The organism is Microbacterium sp. ZKA21, assembly GCF_050434165.1.
Lineage (GTDB): Bacteria > Actinomycetota > Actinomycetes > Actinomycetales > Microbacteriaceae > Microbacterium.
On sequence record NZ_JBNPVV010000003.1, the window covers coordinates 174,491 to 192,230 of the forward strand.

At 65.2% G+C, this 17,740-nt stretch carries 20 protein-coding genes; 7 read left to right on the forward strand and 13 right to left on the reverse strand.

Annotation, left to right across the window (positions count from 1 at the left end; translation table 11 throughout):
* Nucleotides 1-22 precede the first annotated feature (22 nt).
* Nucleotides 23-346, forward strand: a complete 324-nt coding sequence (gene trxA, locus M2317_RS08145; RefSeq protein WP_429459046.1) for a thioredoxin — start codon at nucleotides 23-25, stop codon at nucleotides 344-346.
* A 53-nt stretch (nucleotides 347-399) separates the two neighbouring features.
* Here trxA and M2317_RS08150 read toward each other — a convergent pair whose 3' ends face one another.
* The 5 genes from M2317_RS08150 to M2317_RS08170 form a co-directional block, all read right to left on the reverse strand.
* Nucleotides 400-909, reverse strand: a complete 510-nt coding sequence (locus M2317_RS08150; RefSeq protein ID WP_429459048.1) for a GrpB family protein — start codon at nucleotides 907-909, stop codon at nucleotides 400-402.
* A 218-nt stretch (nucleotides 910-1,127) separates the two neighbouring features.
* Nucleotides 1,128-1,463: a tryptophan synthase subunit alpha gene (locus M2317_RS08155; RefSeq protein ID WP_429459050.1), complete on the reverse strand. Its 336-nt coding sequence runs from the start codon at nucleotides 1,461-1,463 to the stop codon at nucleotides 1,128-1,130.
* A 9-nt stretch (nucleotides 1,464-1,472) separates the two neighbouring features.
* Entirely contained in the window at nucleotides 1,473-2,912 is a 1,440-nt protein-coding gene (locus M2317_RS08160; protein WP_429459052.1) for a sugar porter family MFS transporter, read from the reverse strand.
* Between the two features lie 70 nt (nucleotides 2,913-2,982).
* A complete protein-coding gene (locus M2317_RS08165; protein WP_429459054.1) occupies nucleotides 2,983-3,942 on the reverse strand; it encodes a ParB/RepB/Spo0J family partition protein in 960 nt (319 codons plus the stop codon).
* Nucleotides 3,942-4,835 carry a ParA family protein gene (locus tag M2317_RS08170; protein WP_429459056.1) on the reverse strand — a complete coding sequence of 298 codons (894 nt, stop codon included), beginning with the start codon at nucleotides 4,833-4,835 and terminating at the stop codon, nucleotides 3,942-3,944. The genes M2317_RS08165 and M2317_RS08170 overlap by 1 nt, the downstream gene beginning before the upstream one ends.
* A gap of 1,536 nt (nucleotides 4,836-6,371) precedes the next feature.
* Between M2317_RS08170 and M2317_RS08175 the strand changes: the two genes are divergently transcribed.
* Nucleotides 6,372-6,791 (forward strand): VOC family protein, encoded by a 420-nt coding sequence (locus M2317_RS08175; protein ID WP_429459058.1) that lies wholly within the window; start codon nucleotides 6,372-6,374, stop codon nucleotides 6,789-6,791.
* 864 nt (nucleotides 6,792-7,655) lie between these two features.
* On the opposite strand, the gene M2317_RS08180 is transcribed toward M2317_RS08175, so the two are convergent.
* From M2317_RS08180 to rpmH, 8 genes are all read right to left on the reverse strand, one after another.
* Nucleotides 7,656-7,910 (reverse strand): hypothetical protein, encoded by a 255-nt coding sequence (locus M2317_RS08180; RefSeq protein WP_429459060.1) that lies wholly within the window; start codon nucleotides 7,908-7,910, stop codon nucleotides 7,656-7,658.
* Between the two features lie 289 nt (nucleotides 7,911-8,199).
* Nucleotides 8,200-8,676 (reverse strand): GNAT family N-acetyltransferase, encoded by a 477-nt coding sequence (locus M2317_RS08185; protein WP_429459062.1) that lies wholly within the window; start codon nucleotides 8,674-8,676, stop codon nucleotides 8,200-8,202.
* Between the two features lie 21 nt (nucleotides 8,677-8,697).
* Nucleotides 8,698-9,321 (reverse strand): 16S rRNA (guanine(527)-N(7))-methyltransferase RsmG, encoded by a 624-nt coding sequence (rsmG, locus tag M2317_RS08190; RefSeq protein WP_429459064.1) that lies wholly within the window; start codon nucleotides 9,319-9,321, stop codon nucleotides 8,698-8,700.
* A 30-nt stretch (nucleotides 9,322-9,351) separates the two neighbouring features.
* Nucleotides 9,352-9,846, reverse strand: a complete 495-nt coding sequence (locus M2317_RS08195) for a protein jag (RefSeq protein WP_429459066.1) — start codon at nucleotides 9,844-9,846, stop codon at nucleotides 9,352-9,354.
* Nucleotides 9,846-10,913: a membrane protein insertase YidC gene (yidC, locus tag M2317_RS08200; RefSeq protein ID WP_429459068.1), complete on the reverse strand. Its 1,068-nt coding sequence runs from the start codon at nucleotides 10,911-10,913 to the stop codon at nucleotides 9,846-9,848. The genes M2317_RS08195 and yidC overlap by 1 nt, the downstream gene beginning before the upstream one ends.
* 3 nt (nucleotides 10,914-10,916) lie before the next feature.
* Nucleotides 10,917-11,267 carry a membrane protein insertion efficiency factor YidD gene (yidD, locus tag M2317_RS08205; protein WP_429459069.1) on the reverse strand — a complete coding sequence of 117 codons (351 nt, stop codon included), beginning with the start codon at nucleotides 11,265-11,267 and terminating at the stop codon, nucleotides 10,917-10,919.
* The gene (gene rnpA, locus M2317_RS08210; RefSeq protein WP_429459070.1) at nucleotides 11,264-11,569 is read right to left on the reverse strand and encodes a ribonuclease P protein component; all 306 of its coding nucleotides are present in this window, start codon (nucleotides 11,567-11,569) and stop codon (nucleotides 11,264-11,266) included. The genes yidD and rnpA overlap by 4 nt, the downstream gene beginning before the upstream one ends.
* A gap of 51 nt (nucleotides 11,570-11,620) precedes the next feature.
* A complete protein-coding gene (gene rpmH / locus M2317_RS08215; RefSeq protein WP_013584598.1) occupies nucleotides 11,621-11,758 on the reverse strand; it encodes a 50S ribosomal protein L34 in 138 nt (45 codons plus the stop codon).
* 318 nt (nucleotides 11,759-12,076) lie between these two features.
* Here rpmH and dnaA point away from each other — a divergent pair, with 318 nt between their 5' ends.
* The 5 genes from dnaA (at nucleotide 12,077) to M2317_RS08240 (ending at nucleotide 17,643) form a co-directional block, all read left to right on the forward strand.
* Entirely contained in the window at nucleotides 12,077-13,468 is a 1,392-nt protein-coding gene (gene dnaA, locus M2317_RS08220) for a chromosomal replication initiator protein DnaA (protein WP_429459073.1), read from the forward strand.
* 753 nt (nucleotides 13,469-14,221) lie between these two features.
* Complete coding sequence (dnaN, locus tag M2317_RS08225) at nucleotides 14,222-15,364, forward strand: DNA polymerase III subunit beta (protein ID WP_429459075.1); 1,143 nt, start codon at nucleotides 14,222-14,224, stop codon at nucleotides 15,362-15,364.
* 2 nt (nucleotides 15,365-15,366) lie between these two features.
* The gene (locus M2317_RS08230; RefSeq protein WP_429459077.1) at nucleotides 15,367-15,831 is read left to right on the forward strand and encodes a GNAT family N-acetyltransferase; all 465 of its coding nucleotides are present in this window, start codon (nucleotides 15,367-15,369) and stop codon (nucleotides 15,829-15,831) included.
* 118 nt (nucleotides 15,832-15,949) lie between these two features.
* Entirely contained in the window at nucleotides 15,950-17,143 is a 1,194-nt protein-coding gene (gene recF / locus M2317_RS08235) for a DNA replication/repair protein RecF (RefSeq protein ID WP_429459079.1), read from the forward strand.
* The gene (locus M2317_RS08240; protein WP_429459081.1) at nucleotides 17,140-17,643 is read left to right on the forward strand and encodes a DUF721 domain-containing protein; all 504 of its coding nucleotides are present in this window, start codon (nucleotides 17,140-17,142) and stop codon (nucleotides 17,641-17,643) included. The genes recF and M2317_RS08240 overlap by 4 nt, the downstream gene beginning before the upstream one ends.
* The last annotated feature ends 97 nt before the right edge of the window (nucleotides 17,644-17,740 follow it).

The following is a 17,740-nucleotide window of genomic DNA, read 5'->3' on the forward strand; positions in this document are numbered from 1 at the left end:
ACTTCGATCAAGGAGAAGACTGATGACTGCTAAGGCGACGAGCCAGGCGACGTGGGATCAGGACGTGCTGCAGGCCGAGGGCACCGTGCTGGTGGACTTCTGGGCGGAATGGTGCGGTCCCTGCCGCATGGTCGCGCCGGTTCTGGACCAGATCCAGTCCGAGCACCCCGAGAAGATCACGATCCTCAAGCTCAACGTGGACGAGAACCCCGAGCTGGCCATGAAGTACCAGATCACGTCGATTCCGGCGATGAAGGTCTTCGCCGCCGGCGAGGAGCGCAAGACGATCATCGGCGCCAAGCCGAAGTTCGCGCTCGAGCAGGACCTCGCCGAGTTCATCGGCTGAGCCCTCCCGACGCTTCGAAGGCCTGTTCCTCTCCCGAGGGACGGGCCTTCGGTCTATTTGTCGTACACCGGGACCGACGCGAGGCCGCGGGCAGCTCGCGCTCGATCGACGATCTCCTGGATGACAGCGGTCTTCCCCGCGTTGTAACGAGCACGCCCGGCGGCGGCTGCAGCCTCCTTCGCCGCCTGATAGCGAGCCGCATCCTCGGGATGAGACAGCAGCCAGTCCCGGAGGATTCGCTGATTCGCATCATCCCATTGCTCCGCCGGGAAGAAGTGCGCGATGCGCGTACGGATGCCGTCGGGTTCGAACACCAGCACAGGATGCGTCCGCACACCGCTGCCGATCCGCCAGCCGGCTTCCTCCAGCCGGACGAGGTGGACATCCAGGCCGTCCGCGTCGACGAGGCGCACCGCGACATCGATGATCGGCTTGGCCTTCAGCCCCGGTATCGCCGTCGATCCGATGTGCTCGATCTCCCAATCCGCATCCCCGAGGCTGCGCAGCTCTGCGGCGATCTCGCGGAACATCCGCGGCCATTCCGGGTCGTGGTCGACGAGCACACCCCCACCCTATCCACCCCTTCCCTTCTCCCCACCCTCATCGATGCAATAAGCCTCCCGTCCACACCTGAAAGGGCGCAGGGATGCTCCGAGAGCGAGCGTCGGGAGGGCCCCGCGAAGCGGGAGGGACCCTCGGCGAGGGATCGGAGCATCCCGGAGCCCGGCGTCAGATCACGTAGCGATGGCGAAGCCGAGCCCGTTCGTCCATCGGTCAAGCCTCAGCTGGCGTCAGCGATCGAAGCATCCCATCGCCGGTACTTCGGCCCGTCGCCCAGAAGCTTCCAGACCGCCGGAGTCAGCGGCGGATACTCCAGCGCGATCTGGCGCAGCACGCGATAGTGCCGCGCTGCGTTGGGACGGACCCCGTCGTTCGCGGCGATGTTGTCGGCGCGCAACAGGAAGACGACGAGCTCGTCGACGCTGGGCAGATCCTCCATGAAGTCCCACGGGTCCTCGCCGCTCAGCAGACGCTCCTGGACGAGCACCGCCAGCTCGTCAGCGGCTTCGGCGCGAAGAACTTCGAGGCTGGCTCTGCGAGGAATGGCGTCTGTCACCCGTCAAGCCTACGCGCGCTCCTTGTGACCTCGGCGTGTGATCTGCACGACGTCCGTCATGGTCTCCAGCTCGCGACCCTTCGTCTCCGGCACCTGGAAGTACACGAAGAAGAACGACAGCGCCGCGAAGAACGCGTAGAAGCCGTAGGCGAACGTGAGCCCGATCTCCGCGAAAGCCGGGAAAGTCGTCGAGATGAAGAAGTTCGCCATCCACTGCGCTGCCGCAGCGACTGCCAGGGCGCCGGCGCGGATCGAGTTCGGGAACATCTCGCCGAGGAGAACCCAGACCAGCGGGCCCCAGGTCGCCCCGAAGAACACCACGAAGCCGTTGGCGCAGACCAGCGCGATCAGCGACCACGGCTGTGGGAGGACCACGGCGCCGTCCTGCAGCGTGCCGAACGAGAACGCGACGGCCATCAGTCCGAGTGTGATCGTCATGCCGATCGAGCCGATCAGCAGCATCGGACGCCGGCCCACCTTGTCGACGAGCAGGATTGCGACGATCGTCACGACGATGTTGGTGACCGATGTGATCACGGACGTCATCAGTGCATTCGACTCGTCGAATCCGACGGACAGCCACAACGTCGTCGAGTAGTAGAAGATCACGTTGATTCCGACGAACTGCTGGAAGACGCTGAGCAGGATGCCGACCCAGACGATGGGCTTCAGTCCGAACCGGTTGCCGCGCAGGTCGCGCAGCGATTCCTTCTTCTCGGTGTTGATCGTCGCCTTGATCTCCTGGATCTTGAGATTGACGTCCGTCTCGCCCGTGAAGTCGTAGAGAACCTGGGACGCCTTGTCGTACTCGCCGCGCGCGACCAGGAATCGGGGAGATTCCGGGAGGCGAAGCGCCATCACGCCGTAGACGATGGCCGGAATGGCCTCTGCCATGAACATCCACCGCCAGGCATCCAGCCCGAACCAGAGCATGTTCGCTGCCCCGCCGGCGATGTTCGCGAGGATCGCGTTCGACACGAGTGCAGTGAAGATGCCGAGCACGATCGCGAGCTGCTGCAGCGACCCGAGTCTGCCGCGTATGCGCGCCGGAGACACCTCGGCGATGTAGGCAGGGGCGATGACGGATGCTGCGCCGACACCGAGCCCGCCGATGACACGCCAGACGATCAGATCGATGACGCCGAAGGCCAGGCCCGATCCGATCGAAGACGCGAGGAACATGACCGCGGCGATCACCATCACGGGGATGCGCCCCCATTTGTTCGCCAGAGACCCGGCGAACCATGCGCCGACCGCGCAACCGAGCAGCGCGGAGGAGACCGCGAACCCCTGCAGCGCCGGACCGAGCTCGAACGCGCCGGCGAGGGCGTCGACGGCACCGTTGATCACCGCCGTATCGAAGCCGAAGAGGAAGCCACCCAGGGCCGCCGCGATGCTGATTCCGATGACCCGGCCGCTGATGCGTGCCGGGAGACTCTGATCCGACATGTGTCACTCCCCCGCTCTGGGGCGAGCCTATCGGCTGGTCGCTTCGGGTGACAGCATCACATGGGCGCGGTCAGGAACCGTATCCTTCCTCGCCGAGCTCCGCGAGGATGCGATTGAGATCCTGGATCGATGCGAAATCGATGACGACCTGGCCTTTTCGGGAGCCGAGGTTCACCTTCACGCGAGTGTTCAGACGGTCGCCGAGCTTGCTGCCGACCTCATCGAGGTACGCGCGGCGTGCACCGGGCTGCGGCTTGGCAGCCTTGGTCCCTGCATCCCGCGGGGTCGCCTTCGCGGCCTCCTCGGCGGCGCGCACCGAGAGGTCCTCGTTGATGATCTTGTCGGCCAGGCGCTGCATGGCGTCCGCGTCATCGAGGCTCAGGATCGCACGCGCGTGCCCGGCGGAGAGGACGCCGGCCGCCACCCGCTGCTGCACAGGGACGGGCAGCTTCAACAGCCGGATCGTGTTGCTGATGCGCGGACGCGAGCGCCCGATGCGGGTGGCGAGCTCCTCCTGCGTGATCCCGAAGTCTTCGAGGAGCTGCTGATAGGCGGATGCTTCTTCCAGCGGGTTGAGCTCGGACCGGTGCAGGTTCTCCAGGAGCGCGTCGCGGAGCAGGTCCTCGTCGGTCGTGTCGCGGACGATCGCGGGGATCGTCTCGAGGCCGGCCTCGCGCGCGGCACGCGTACGGCGCTCGCCCATGATGAGCTCGAACGCGCCGTCCGCGTTGGTGCGGACGACGACCGGCTGCAGGACGCCGAACTCGCGGACGCTGTGCACGAGCTCGGCGAGATGATCGGCGTCGAAGTGCGTACGCGGCTGGCGCGGGTTCGGCACGATCGCGTTCGGATCCACGTGGACCAGCCGGACCCCCGGGATCGCTGCGAGTTCGGGTTCGGCGGAGATCTCGATCGTGGCTTCCGGCTTCAGCTTCGCACCGGGGAAGAACACATCGACGGGCCGTTCGGTCTGCTCGGTCGTGGGGATGAGGGCTCCTATCCCCCGCCCGAGTCCGGTTCGCTTGGCCATCAGTTCTCCTTGCTCTGTGTGCTGCTGGTGCGCGCCGCGGTGCGCTGCGCGATCTCGACGGCCGCTTCGCGATATGCGACGGCACCGGCCGAGTTCCCGTCGTACTCGATCACGGTCTGACCGAAGCTGGGAGCCTCGGAGACTCGGACCGACCGGGGAATGACGGTGTGGAGCACCTGCTCCGGGAAGTGCCCGCGGACCTCGTCGGCGACCTGCTGCGCGAGCCGCGTGCGGCCGTCGTACATCGTCAGAAGGATCGTCGACAGGTGCAGCTTGGGATTCAGGTGCTTCTGGATCATCTGGATGCTGCCGAGCAACTGGCTGAGGCCTTCCAGCGCGTAGTACTCGCACTGGATGGGGATGAAGACCTCGGATGCCGCGGTGAACGCATTGATCGTCAGCAGCCCCAGCGACGGCGGGCAGTCGATGATCACGAAATCGAGAGGGTGGTCGGCGATGTAGGCGTCGAGGGCTCGTCCGAGTCGGTGCTCGCGAGCCACCTGGGCGACGAGTTCGATCTCGGCGCCGGCGAGGTGGATGGTGCTCGGCGCGCAGAAGAGATTGTCGGACTCGGGGCTCGGCTGCACGATATCGACGAGGGCGACATCGTTGATCAGGACGTCATAGATGCTCGTCACATCAGCGCTGTGCGGGATGCCGAGGGCCGTCGAGGCGTTGCCCTGCGGGTCGAGATCGATGACCAGCACCTTGGCTCCGAGGTGCGCCAGGGCGGACGCGACATTCACTGCCGTCGTCGTCTTTCCGACGCCGCCCTTCTGGTTCGAGATCGTCAGGATCCGCGGATGCGAGCGGTCGAAGTCGAGGTCGACCTCCTCCAGGGCCCGGCGGCGTGCGCTGAGATCAGCGAGTTCTCGAGCGAGTGGGGTATCCATGCCGAAGTTGTCGTTCGGTGGTGCCTTTTCGGGTTGTTTCACGTGAAACATCCACTCCTTTCGGGGCCGCGTTCCACTCTAATCGAGGCAGCCGACCTTGATCGCCAGACGGTCGGCTCGGCGTTCGGCCGGGGATTCCAGGACGCTTCCGTTTCACGTGAAGCGTCGCTTGCTCGCGGCGCATGACCCCGGGAACTGAAGGGAGCAACCGGTCAAGTGCCGCGTGCATCGACGATCGATTCGTCGCCGAGTCGCGGTTGGTTCGCCCGTGGTGCGCGGCATCGCACAGGCCGTGGTCGACGTCGCGACGGACCCGACGTCGGCCATGATGGCTCTCTCCACGCCGTCATTGGAGATACCCATCAAGCGCGCGATCGGCTGACATCCGCCGCTCACCTCCCCCTCCCCGCACGAACGTGGTCGATGTTCGGGCAGGTCGTCAAACGCGATCCACCCGCCGCCTACTGGTCGGTGAACCACCGTCGGCCGGTCGAAGCATGTTCGCGACAAGTCCGGATGCGCCCTTGAAGAACCGGATCGCCGCGACGCCGACGTGTTCCTCTCGGACCGTGCACGCTCCGAACAGCCGATCGCCGCAAGTTCGGGCGAGCATGGTCGTCACACCCTTCCTCAGCCTGGCGTATCCACGTCACCGTTCTCAGCGTACGTTTCACGTGAAACCCCCGGGCTGCGTCCCGGGGGGCGGAAGCCAGCGGACACCTTCAAGGTGCGCCCCTTCACGTCTGCACCTCGTCTGCCGAGCATCGACGTCACAGTCCTGCCAGTCGAATTCCGCTGCCCGAAGGCCGCATCATCGGCATCCCGTCGGTTCGTTGCGTGGATCGGCGACGCGATACGCTCGGACGCGCTCCCCCCGACCAGGTGGGGCGATCGAGGGTGATGGACCAGCGCGGAGTCCTTCGCACGGAGGGATGCCGATCCCCGATTTCACGCGGATCTGCGCCCTCTTTCCAGCTCTGCCATGGCTCAGATGATGCACCCGCCGCCGTCGTGCATCTGAACGGAGGCGCAAGGATCCTCGACCATCTCCCCCTACCTGCAGACACTGATCCTCCGACCTACGGATGCGTTCTTCGCATCCGTCTGCACAGTGCGACGACGTTTCAGCGATGTCTCCGATCGCGTGGTCGGCTGTTTCAGACACCGTCATCGACGCATCTACTGCCCACGCGACGATCAGAACCCGCGCGCCCTGCCACCAGGTCAGTCACGATCGAGGTGCGGCCAGCGAGGCCCGACCGAGCCGCGTGACGTGATCCGCGACTGTGCTCGGAGCAGCCAGGCCGCGAACGCACAATCTGTACCGGACGACGGGGACGTCCGCGAACTGAGCGAACGTGAATCCAGCCTGCAGGCAAGGATGTTTCACGTGAAACATCCTTGCCGTGGCCGTCTTCCACCGGATGGCCGAGCCACCTGTCTGCCGGGAAACGCGCGCACGGTGCTGCCCGTTCGAGGATCGGCCAGGAGCCTTCGGCTCGACGGAGCACCGCCGTTCGGCAATAGGATCAGCGTGTGGACACGGTGGTGTGGTGGGAAGTCGAGACGGCCGACCCTGAGCGGTTCCAGCAGTTTCACGCGAAGCTGTTCGGCGGGTCATTCGAGGCGGCGTTTGCGGACACCGATCTGGGGGCGGACTACTGGATCATCCAGGCCGCCGGCCGTGGCATCGGCGGGCTTCAGCGCGCCTCATCATCGGCGACCGTGCCTTCTGTGGGTTCTCGCCTGTACTTCGAAGTGGACGATCTGGAAACCGTGCTTGAGCAAGTCGTCGCACTCGGCGGTACCGTGGAGCGATCTCGGATCGCCCTGGGTAGCGACGACCGTTGGTTCGGAACCTTCCGCGATCCGACCGGCGTGTCATTCGGGCTGTGGACGCAGCATCCCGAGGCATCGATCGACGCCGATCGGGGCTCGGCCAGCCTCGAACAGTGAAGCGCCCCTCCAGGTCCCGACCCGGCGCCAGTGACAACCGCCGGTTCGCTGCCGATCGCGGCTCAGGATCCATCGCGCGATCACGCGCGATTGCAGTTCGAGGGTCCTGAATCGTCCTGCGTCTCGGTGTTCCACGTGAAACCCCCGATGAACCCGTCCGCGAGTTCGGATGGTCGACCTCCTCTGAGCGCGCCGGCTGGTGCGAATGACAGCACGCAGCCTTCGTGCTCCCACTGGGCGAGAACGCGAATGCCTGCAGCTCGGGATAGGCGCACTGGCGTCAGTCGTTCGCGTGGTCCGGCGCGAATGCGTGATTCCGACTGCGCGGGCGGTCCTTCAGGGCGGCGTGCAGCACACCGTCCAATCCGGAAGTTTGCATGGACGTAGGCGCATCCGCGCACGTCGGATCGCAATGGAAGTTGTCATGCAACGCGCACGCGTCGCGCACGATGGCCTCGCCAACCTGACCGGTATGGCGGGCGCGACCAGAAGGCCGTCGCAACCGTCCTCGCTAAGGCATCTCAGCGATTGATGCCACAGCTCACGTGAAGCACACACGTCCGAGCACGGGCGACGGGCGGCGGGCGGCGGGCGGCGGGCGGCGGGCGGCGGAAAGCGTGGCGCAGTGTGCACGCGTCTGACACCGTCATCCTGACCGGCGCAGCATCGTGGGGCCAGACAACCGGCCCACGCAGAGGCAACTGGCCCTTTGAGTCCATGTTTCACGTGAAACACAAGCATCCGAGCAGTTCTGACCGGCGACGGAAGGAGTGTGTCATTATCCTGACCGGGAACGGCGGTCGTGGGGCCGGACGACCGTCGCGACCGGCCACTCAGAGGCGACCGGCTTCTTGAGTCGGTGTTTCACGTGAAACGCTCGCATCGAGCCCCGCGATCCTGACGGAAGGGCAGGCGCAAACCGCGACGAACGTGGCGACCGTGCCCGATAGGGCGACCCAGGTCTTGATGCCGCGTTTCACGTGAAACGCCAGCATCGAGCACCGCGATCATGCCGGCCGCCAGGAGCTCTCGATCCTGACCGGAGGGGCAGGCGTAGACCGTGACGGACGTGGCGACCGTGCCGGACAAGGCGACCCAGGTCTTGATGCCGTGTTTCACGTGAAGCACGGTTTCGACCCGTCGTGAATCACACGACGTATACGCGGGCGACACTTCTTCCGCGGTGCCGGGTTAGACACGGGAGTGCTCGGGAGGGAGGCTCCCGTCACAGGGCGACGAGAGGTTCCTCCGGTTTCACGTGAATCGCTCGGCCACGAAGCGGCATCCCGCCGACTCCCCTCTCCTGGAGCAGGTTCCGGCGCGCGCGACGTCGCGACCATTACAGCGCCGGCTGTTGCGCGCGCATACCCGTCCCACTCCCAACGCTGCGTTTCACGTGAAACATCGGTCAGAAGGTCATTGCGGAACGCCGATTCATTAAGACATCGACCGGATCCTCGCGCTCCACGACAAAGCCGTGACGTTCATAGAGGCGGCGGGCAGAGCTTCCCCGCAGCACGTTCAGGCGATAAACACGCTCCGACACGCTCTCCGCGAGAACTCGAGCGAGCACTTGGCCACCGACACCGCGCCCCTGCATCGACGGCTCGAGATAGAAGTGCTCCACCCAGAGTGAGTCCCCATCGGGTCGGATTGCGATCGACCCGATATCCCGTCCTTCACTCACGATGACCCGCGTGAACGAGGGCGTAAAGGCGTCCAGGAACCGCTCCCGCACGCGTCTGGGGTCATATCGACCCAATCGCTCGAGATCCGACCGCAGAACGACGGCTCTGAGTTCGGCGATCCACTCGGCATCCGACAGTGAACCAGCACGGAAAGTCCATTCAATCGCCTGCTGCTCAGGACGATCGTCGTGTTTCACGTGAAACATCAGCGAACGAGCTCAGCGCACAGTCGCACGGACGACACGCGTCGTCTCCGGGAGAACGCCTTCTCCCAGCACCTCGACGCGCACATCCGAGAGTTTGAACTTCGTCAGCTGCTTCTGCGCAGCTTCGATCTCGTTGGCGGCATTGACACCCTTGAGAAGGGCCAATTCGCCCCCATCCCGCACCAGCGGGGCCGTCACGGGCACCAATGTGCGCAAGGCGCTGACCGCGCGTGCAGTGACCACATCGAAGGAACGCGGTCGGCTGACCTCTTCTGCCCGTGCGCGCAGCACCTCGACGTTCTCCAGCCCCAGCTCTGACACCTGCTCGTTCAGCCAGGTCACGCGGCGCTCCATCGGCTCGATGAGCGTGAACTGCGCATCCGGTCGCGCGATGGCGAGGACGATCCCCGGCAGACCGGCACCCGAACCGATGTCGGCGACTGACCCATGCATGAGAGGTGCGGCGATCGCCGAATTCAACACATGGCGCGTCCACAGGCGAGGCAGCTCCAGCGGGCCGATCAGCCCGCGCTCTTCGCCCTGCTCCGCAAGCGCGCCCGTGAACGCACGCGCCAGCTCAAGCCGGTCACCGAAGAGTTCGGCCGCCACGATCGGCTCGGATTCGACTTCACTCATCGACTTCTCCACGCCGTTTCACGTGAAACATCAGCGACGACGGATCACCGTGTGACGGTCTGCACCCTCGCCGTACGACTCGGAGATGAGTCCGCGATCCGCAACGACGTCGTGCACCAGCTTGCGCTCGTAGCTCGACATCGCGGGCAAAGATGCCTGCGAGGCTCCCTCGTCGAGTTTGATCACTGCGGCATCCACCAGCTTCTCGAGCTGCCGGCGACGCGCGTCGCGTGATCCGCCGATGTCGAGGATCAGTCGCGAGAACGAACCGGTCTTGCTCTGCACTGCCAGGCGCGTGAGCTCCTGCAGAGCCTGAACGGTGTCCGGAGCCGAGAGCAGCTCGATGCCATCCCCTTCGGCCTCGACCGAGACGTAGGCCCGACCCTGTCGTACGTCGAGGTTCAGGTCTCCGTCGATGTCGGCGATGTCGAGCAGCTCTTCGAGGAAGTCCGCGGCGACATCGCCCTCGGCCTCGAGGTCGGCGACAGTGGGAGCGGGGCGCTCGGTGACGTTCTCGACGCTCATCAGTTGGTGCCCTTCTTCTTCGCGCGCTTCTTGCCCACCGGCTGCTGGCGCTTCGGCGCTTCGGCCTTGGCCTTCTCGATCTCTTCCACCTTGCGCTGCTGCTCGGCTTCGTACGCCGCCATCGGGACGACCTTGCCGTCTGCGTTGATGGCCTTGCCCTTGCGAGCGAGTCGCTCCTCGCGTGCCTTGGCCGCTTCCGAACCGGGGGTCGGCATCTCACGGATGACGAGGAACTGCTGTCCCATGGTCCAGAGGTTCGACACGAACCAGTAGACGACCACGCCGAGGGGGAAGAAGACGCCGGAGAAGATGAATCCCAACGGCAGGACGTAGAGCATGATCTTCTGCATCTGATACGCCTGGCCGGTCTTGGCCTCGGGCGACAGGTTCTTCGAGATGATCTGCAGCTGCGTGAAGAACTGCGAGGCGATCATCAGCACGACCAGGATCACCAGCAGCACGATCGCAGGGGTGTTACCCTCTTCGACGGCCTGACCGAGGGTGCCGTGCAGCGAGACGGTTCCGAAGATGGTCGCGTCGTAGAACTCCTTGGTGAGCTCCGGGCTCAGCAGCCCGACGCCGCCGCTGCCGGCGACCGCGTGCTTGGTCACGTCGTTGAGGACGCTGAACAGGGCGAAGAAGATCGGCATCTGCACAAGCAGTGGCAGACAGCTCGACATCGGCGTCGTGCCGTGCTTCTTGTACAGTGCCATCGTCTCGCGGCTCATGGCCTCGCGAGACAGCTGATCCTTCTTACCCTTGTACTTCTCCTGAACTTTTCGCAGTTCAGGAGCAATTTCCATCATCTTGCGCTGGCTCTTGATCTGCCGCACGAACAGCGGGAAGACCGCTCCTCGCACGACGATCACCAGGCCGACGATCGACAGGATCCAGGTGATGCCGGCGGCAGCGGGGAGTCCGATCGTCGTGAACAGCCAGTGCCAGAAGACGAGTACGGCTTCGACCGCCCACTTCAGTGGCCACAGGATCGTTCCCAGCAGGTCGAACCCACTGTTGGTGGGAGCTGGTGTCGATGTCGCAGACGCGAGCAGAAGGTCAAGACCCACTGTTCAGTCCTTTCGAAGAGGAACGACGAAACCGTGTGAGGTCAGGTCGTAATGGAAATGCTTGTGCGGGTGAACGTCGTCGACGCCACCCTGAGTCCAGGGGTTGCAGCGCAGGATCCGCCATGCCGAGAGCATCGCTCCCTTCACCGCACCGTGCTGCTGCACCGCACCTACAGCGTAGGCGGAACAAGATGGGTAATAGGCGCACACGTCTCCGTAGAGCGGAGAGATCACCTTGCGATACGCGGTGAGGAATCCGAGCATCAGATTCCGGGGGAGCAGAGGGATGCCGCGCAGCAGGTCACCTGCGTGGAACTGCGCCTGTCCGAGGGCGTACGACGGCAGGGCACTCATGCGACCACCGGTTGGGCGAGGCGTCTGATGCAGCGCTGCACATCGACGCGCAGGTCGGCGAAGGATGCCGTGGCGGATGCAGGAAGGGCACGGATGACGACATCCGTGCCCTGAGGGACCTCTGAAAGCAACTCCGCGCAGACGGCTTTGAGCCGACGACGCACAGTGTTGCGGATCACAGCGTTACCCACCTGTTTGCTGATGATGAACCCGAATCGGGCTGCTCGCTCGGTGTCAGCGGTCGTGAGGACCGACGTGACGACGCGGCTTCCGCCGCACCGCGATCCGCGTCGAACCACCATTCGGTAGTCATCGCCGCGGGTCAGACGATGCGGGCGGGCGAGCACAGCGGGTTACGCCGAAAGCTCGGTGCGGCCCTTCGCACGACGGGCCGCCAGGATGCCGCGGCCGGCGCGAGTGCGCATACGGGCGCGGAAGCCGTGCTTCTTGGCGCGACGACGGTTGTTGGGCTGGAAAGTGCGCTTGCTCATGGATCACTCCGGGAAGTCAGTCACCGGATGCAGATCTACCGGGGACATGGGGGCTGCCCAATCGGGCATAAGTCAACCGATTTAGGGTACGTCAGTCTCGCACGCAGGGCAAATCCCCGCGCGACACCGCCGACTCCGGCATCCGATCCGCACAGCCATTATCCACAGCCGAACCGATCCGGCGAAGCGCAACACGCCCGCCGGATTTCCGCGGCAGGTTGCCGTTCACAGCTGTGATGACTACCGTGGCATCCGAAGTTATCCACAGGGGGGCCCGCCGACAAGGCGACTTTCCGATCCTCGTCCGCACGGAGCGCCATGTCCTCGCCTGCCCACCCCGACGTCCCGGTCTGGAACGAGGTGCTCGAGGTCCTGGCAGATGATGATCGCGTCACTCCGCAGCTGCAGGGCTTCCTCTCGCTGGCGGTGCCGGCCGGAGTGATGGGGGCGACCCTCTATCTCGACGTGCCGAACGACCTCACCGCGGCGCAGATCAACAAGCGCCTGCGCGTCCCGCTCATGGAAGGGCTCGCGCAGACCGGCGGCGAGGTCACCTCGTTCCGCGTCGTCGTGAACCACGAGCTCGCCGATCAGCCGACCGCCCCGATCGCCGTGTCAGATTTCGCGCGCATCGAGCCTGCCCGAGTCGAATCGCCCATGGAGCAGCCGAGCGCGGTGCGCCACGAGTCGCGACTGAACCCGAAGTACACGTTCGACAACTTCGTCATCGGCCAGTCCAACCGTTTCGCACACGCCGCAGCGGTCGCCGTCGCCGAAGCACCGGCCAAGGCATACAACCCGCTCTTCATCTACGGCGACTCTGGCCTCGGCAAGACCCACCTGCTCCACGCCATCGGCGACTACGCGCAGTCCCTCTACTCAGGGGTGAAGGTCCGGTACGTCTCGAGCGAGGAGTTCACCAACGACTTCATCAACTCGATCGCGAACAACCGCGGATCGGCTTTCCAGGCGCGGTATCGCGACGTCGACATCCTCCTCATCGACGACATCCAGTTCCTGCAGGGACGCGCGGAGACCCAGGAAGCCTTCTTCCACACCTTCAACACCCTGCACGACCACAACAAGCAGGTCGTCATCACGAGCGACGTCGCGCCGAAGCATCTGACCGGCTTCGAGGATCGGATGCGCAGCCGCTTCGAGTGGGGTCTGATCACCGACGTCCAGGCGCCCGACCTCGAGACGCGCATCGCGATCCTGCGCAAGAAGGCGCAGAGCGAGGCACTGCACATCCCCGACGAGGTGCTGGAGTACATCGCGACCGTGGTGTCGTCGAACATCCGCGAACTCGAAGGCGCCCTGATCCGCGTCTCGGCGTTCGCCAGCCTCAATCGCTCGTCGCTCGACATCGCGCTGGCGCAGACGGTGCTGCGCGACATCGTCGATACGGCGGAGGACAACATCATCTCGCCGACCGACATCATCACGGCCACCGCGGGCTACTTCAAGCTCACGGTCGACGACCTGTACGGATCCAGTCGCTCGCAGCAGATCGCCACGGCGCGTCAGATCGCCATGTATCTCTGCCGTGAGCGCACCAACCTCTCGCTGCCCAAGATCGGTCAGCTCTTCGGCAACCGCGATCACACCACGGTGATGTACGCATACAAGAAGATCAGCGAGCTCATGAAGGAGCGTCGCTCGATCTACAACCAGGTCACCGAGATCACGACGCAGCTCGGCCGTCGCTGACCCAAGACGACCAGGAGCTCTGCTCGCCAGTCTCCCGTTTCGTCTCATTCGTCTCCGCCTTCCTCGCTCAACGACCGATCGAAGCCCCAAGCGCACAATCGGGTGCCCGTCACGCGGCCAGACCGTCGTGCCCCGGCGCAGTCGTCGGCGAAGCCGACGCTGCCCCTCCTCCCTCTCCTCCATCCACCTCGGGACGGCGGAGGGATGCTCCGTGAGCGAGCATCGGGAGGGACCCGCGAAGCGGGAGGGACCCTCGGCGAACGAACGGTGCATCCCTCGGCCCGCCGCTCACCCACCACAGCGACGCCGAAAACCGGACACTCCCAGTACCTCATGTCCCCCAAACGGCCGACTTGACACGCCGACCCGCTCACCGATATGCCCGTTTGCACATGTGGATAACTTGTGGATGATTCCGATTGTTAACGGGACGAATCGATGCCGATCACGGCATCCTGTGGATAACTCAAGGCACCGCGGCGATCGCGCAGCATCCCGAAACCCGCGGTTTCCTCAGGGATTCCACAACTCACAGCTGTGTAGTTTCTTACTCTCGACTGATATCCACCGAGTTATCCACAGTATCCACAGCTGTTAACACCGTTAAGGAGTTAACCCGAATGGATGGCGATCCGATCACCTCGAAGGTGTGGAAACCGGGGCGTAGGGCTTCGTCGCACTGTGGGGCTACGATGGGAAGCCCTGCGGTGGGCCCGCCTGCGCAGGTCTTGTAATTACGACGAGGGAGCGCCCGTGAGGTTCCAGGTCAATCGCGATGTCTTCAGCGAAGCAGTGTCCTTCGTCGTCAAGCTCCTGCCCCAGCGCAACCCGCAGCCGATCCTCGCCGGTGTGCTGATCGAAGCCGGCGACACCGGTCTGACGCTCTCGGCATTCGACTACGAGGCCTCGGCACGCACCACCATCGAAGCGACGGTCGAGACACCGGGCACGATCCTGGTTCACGGTCGCCTGCTGTCCGACATCGCCAGCCGGCTCCCGAACGCACCGATCGAGATCGCCGTCGAGGACGACGGCGGAATCACGGTCACGTGCGGATCCGCACGATTCACCCTCGCGGCCATGCCGGTCGAGGAATATCCCTCGATCCCCGAGGTCTCCGGGTCGTCCGGTGTCGTTCCGGCCGAGGACTTCGGCACCGCGATCGCACAGGTCGGATTCGCCGCATCACGCGACGACGTCACTCCGGTCCTCACCGGTGTCCAGCTCGAGGTCTCCGGCCACAGCCTCAGCCTGGTCGCGACCGACCGCTACCGCGTCTCGCTGCGCGATGTCCCGTGGGACGGCACATCGGCCGACCAGATGGCACTGGTTCCCGCGCGCACCCTGCAGGAGGTCGGCAAGACCTTCGCGCACGCGGGCAACATCGAGATCGCCTTCTCCGGCGAGGGCGATCGCGAGATCATCGCGTTCACCGCTGGCAACAAGACCGTGACTTCTCTCCTGATCAAGGGCAATTTCCCGCCCGTGCGACGCTTGTTCCCCGAGCAGACGGATCATTATGCGGTCGTCAACACCGCGGATCTGATCGAGGCCGTTCGTCGCGTTTCGCTCGTCCTCGACCGCGCTGCTCCGCTGCGATTCACCTTCTCGAGCGACAGCGTCACGATGGATGCGTCGGGCAGTGAACAGGCCCGAGCATCCGAGTCCGTCGACGCGCACCTATCCGGTGGGGACGAGGTCACGCTCGGACTCAACCCGCAGTACCTTGTCGAGGCTCTCGGCGCGGTCAAGAGCGAGTTCGTGCGTGTCACGTTCACGTCGAGCGACAACGCCAACAAGCTCAGTCCGATCCTGGTGACGAGCCAGACCTCGGTCGATCAGGCCGGAAACGACTCGTACAAGTACCTGCTCCAGCCCAACCTGCTGCTGCGCTGACGGTGATCGAGCGGATCTCCCGGGAGACCGCGGCACGGATCATCGCGCGCGACGAGCAGGCCGGCGACGACTGGCATGTCGACTACCCGTTCGAGGACGAGTTCGTCCCGTTGCGGATGCTGGTGCAGCACGTCGATCCGCACCCGGTCTTCACGCTCTACATGATCCGCGATCAGGACGGCCTCGCCGTCGGAGGTCTCGGATTCTTCGGTCCACCCGACGAAACCGGAACCGTCGAGATCGGCTACGGTCTGATCCCCGCGGCTCGCGGCCGCGGCCTGGCATCGGATGCCGTCGCCCACGCCGCCCGGATCGCAGCGGCCCACGGCGCGACTCGCATCGTCGCCGACACGGACCTCGACAACCTGCCCTCGCAGCGCGTTCTCCTCACGGCAGGTTTCACCGAGACCCGTCGCGATCAGGACAAGGTCATATTCGAACGGCAACTAGGTCACCGCTCTGTCTGACCCGAAGTCGTCGACATCTGGTTGCTGCTCCGCCCGCCACCAACCAACGAATGCGATGGCGAAGCTGAGCACTCACCGCCCGCCACGAGTGTCAGTCGCCCCGGCTAGGCTGACTCCCGTGATTGTGGAGCACCTGAACCTGGTCGATTTCCGCAATTACGCGACCGCCGATCTCACCCTGCACCCAGGCCCCAACGTGCTCGTCGGCCGCAACGGTCAGGGCAAGACGAACCTCGCCGAGGCGATCGTGTTCCTCGCGACACTCGGTTCGCACCGGGTCTCATCCGATGCGCCGATGGTGCGCGACGGGCATGAGTTCGCGATCATCCGCGCTCGTCTCTCGGTCGGTGAACGCCGCGTGCTCATCGAGGTGCAGCTGAACAGGCAGGGGTCCAACAAGGCGCGCATCAATGGTTCGTCCGTGAAGACGAGCGAGCTCCCGCGCTACGCGCACGTCGTGCTGTTCGCCCCTGAGGACCTGCAGATCGTCCGCGGCGATCCGTCGTCCCGGCGCCGCTTCGCGGACCAGCTGCTCATCCAGCGCGCACCCCGCCTGTCGGGTGTGCTCGGCGACTACGACCGGGTGCTGAAGCAGCGCACCGCACTGCTGAAGTCCGCGCGAGCCCGCGGCATCCGCGGGGAAGCGCTGACCACGCTGGAAGTGTGGGACGAAAAGCTCGTCGCGCTCGGCAGCGAGATCATCGTCGCCCGGCAGCGACTCGCCGCCGATCTGCAGGCACCCCTGGCCGAGGCGTACGCGGCGATCGCCGGCGCCGACCATCAGCCCGAGCTCGACTGGGCGCTGTCGGTGCGCGGCGGCGACCCCGAGGAGGGGCAGCCGGCCGAGTCGGCGGCGGGCGAAAGGGCCGATATCGCCGAGGCGTTCCGTGCCGCGCTCCTGGCCAAGCGCACCCAGGAGCTCGACCGTGGGCTCACTCTCGTCGGACCGCACCGGGATGACCTGCTCATGCGCGTGCGCTCGCTTCCGGTGAAGGGCTATGCATCGCACGGCGAATCCTGGTCGATCGCCCTCGCCCTGCGGCTCGCGTCCGCCGAGCTCCTGCGCAGCGAATCACCGGCCGGCGACCCTGTGCTCATCCTCGACGACGTGTTCGCCGAACTCGACTCCGACCGACGCCGCCGCCTCGCGACTCTGACGAGCGGATACGAGCAGGTGGTGGTCACGGCCGCAGTCGAGGAGGATATCCCCGAGGTGCTGCACCGGCATGTGGTGCGCATCTCCGCGGGCACGATCAGCGATGACCGATCGGACGCGGCATCCGACGAGAGCGATGAAGGGAGCGACGCATGACCGAGCACATCACCCACACCGCTGCGGAGGTCCCCGAGACCGTCGCGACCTACCTGCGACTGCGCGGGCTCAAGCCGAGCGCCAAGAACTGGAAGCGCAAGCGCCGCATCGCGGACGATGATGAGAACGCACCGTTCACGCCAGGGCGCGACCCCGGTTCCCTCGGCGCCGTCCTCGACATCCTCACGAAGCAGGCCGGCTGGGAGTCGACGATGGCCCGCGAGGATCTGGTCCGGCAGTGGGCGGATCTCGCCGGCGAGAACACGGCGAAGCACTCGGATCCGGTGTCGTTGGAGAACGGGATGCTGACGGTGAAGTGCGACTCGACGGCGTGGGCGAAGAACCTGCAGTACATGCGCGGGACCATCCTCACGGAGATCGGCAGAAGGTATCCGGCGGCGGGTGTGGAGAACCTCCGTTTCATCGGACCGGACGTCCCCTCGTGGAAATGGGGCCCGAGAGCCGTCCCAGGGCGGGGTCCGCGCGATACCTACGGGTAGGACACCATGGGAGGCATCCCGATCGATTTGAGGGCCATACACGGCCTTTCAGCGCGATGAACCGCTTCAGGTACGGGTAGACTGGACTTCACAAGAT

What these genes read in the sequence shown, in the direction of transcription:
- trxA (WP_429459046.1), top strand. Translation starts at nt 23, where the DNA reads ATGACTGCTAAGGCGACGAGCCAGGCGACGTGGGATCAGGACGTGCTG.
- M2317_RS08165 (WP_429459054.1), bottom strand. Translation starts at nt 3,942, where the DNA reads ATGGCCAAGCGAACCGGACTCGGGCGGGGGATAGGAGCCCTCATCCCC.
- yidD (WP_429459069.1), bottom strand. Translation starts at nt 11,267, where the DNA reads ATGAGTGCCCTGCCGTCGTACGCCCTCGGACAGGCGCAGTTCCACGCA.
- M2317_RS08160 (WP_429459052.1), bottom strand. Translation starts at nt 2,912, where the DNA reads ATGTCGGATCAGAGTCTCCCGGCACGCATCAGCGGCCGGGTCATCGGA.
- dnaA (WP_429459073.1), top strand. Translation starts at nt 12,077, where the DNA reads ATGTCCTCGCCTGCCCACCCCGACGTCCCGGTCTGGAACGAGGTGCTC.
- M2317_RS08240 (WP_429459081.1), top strand. Translation starts at nt 17,140, where the DNA reads ATGACCGAGCACATCACCCACACCGCTGCGGAGGTCCCCGAGACCGTC.
- rpmH (WP_013584598.1), bottom strand. Translation starts at nt 11,758, where the DNA reads ATGAGCAAGCGCACTTTCCAGCCCAACAACCGTCGTCGCGCCAAGAAG.
- rnpA (WP_429459070.1), bottom strand. Translation starts at nt 11,569, where the DNA reads ATGGTGGTTCGACGCGGATCGCGGTGCGGCGGAAGCCGCGTCGTCACG.
- M2317_RS08195 (WP_429459066.1), bottom strand. Translation starts at nt 9,846, where the DNA reads ATGAGCGTCGAGAACGTCACCGAGCGCCCCGCTCCCACTGTCGCCGAC.
- rsmG (WP_429459064.1), bottom strand. Translation starts at nt 9,321, where the DNA reads ATGAGTGAAGTCGAATCCGAGCCGATCGTGGCGGCCGAACTCTTCGGT.
- M2317_RS08170 (WP_429459056.1), bottom strand. Translation starts at nt 4,835, where the DNA reads ATGGATACCCCACTCGCTCGAGAACTCGCTGATCTCAGCGCACGCCGC.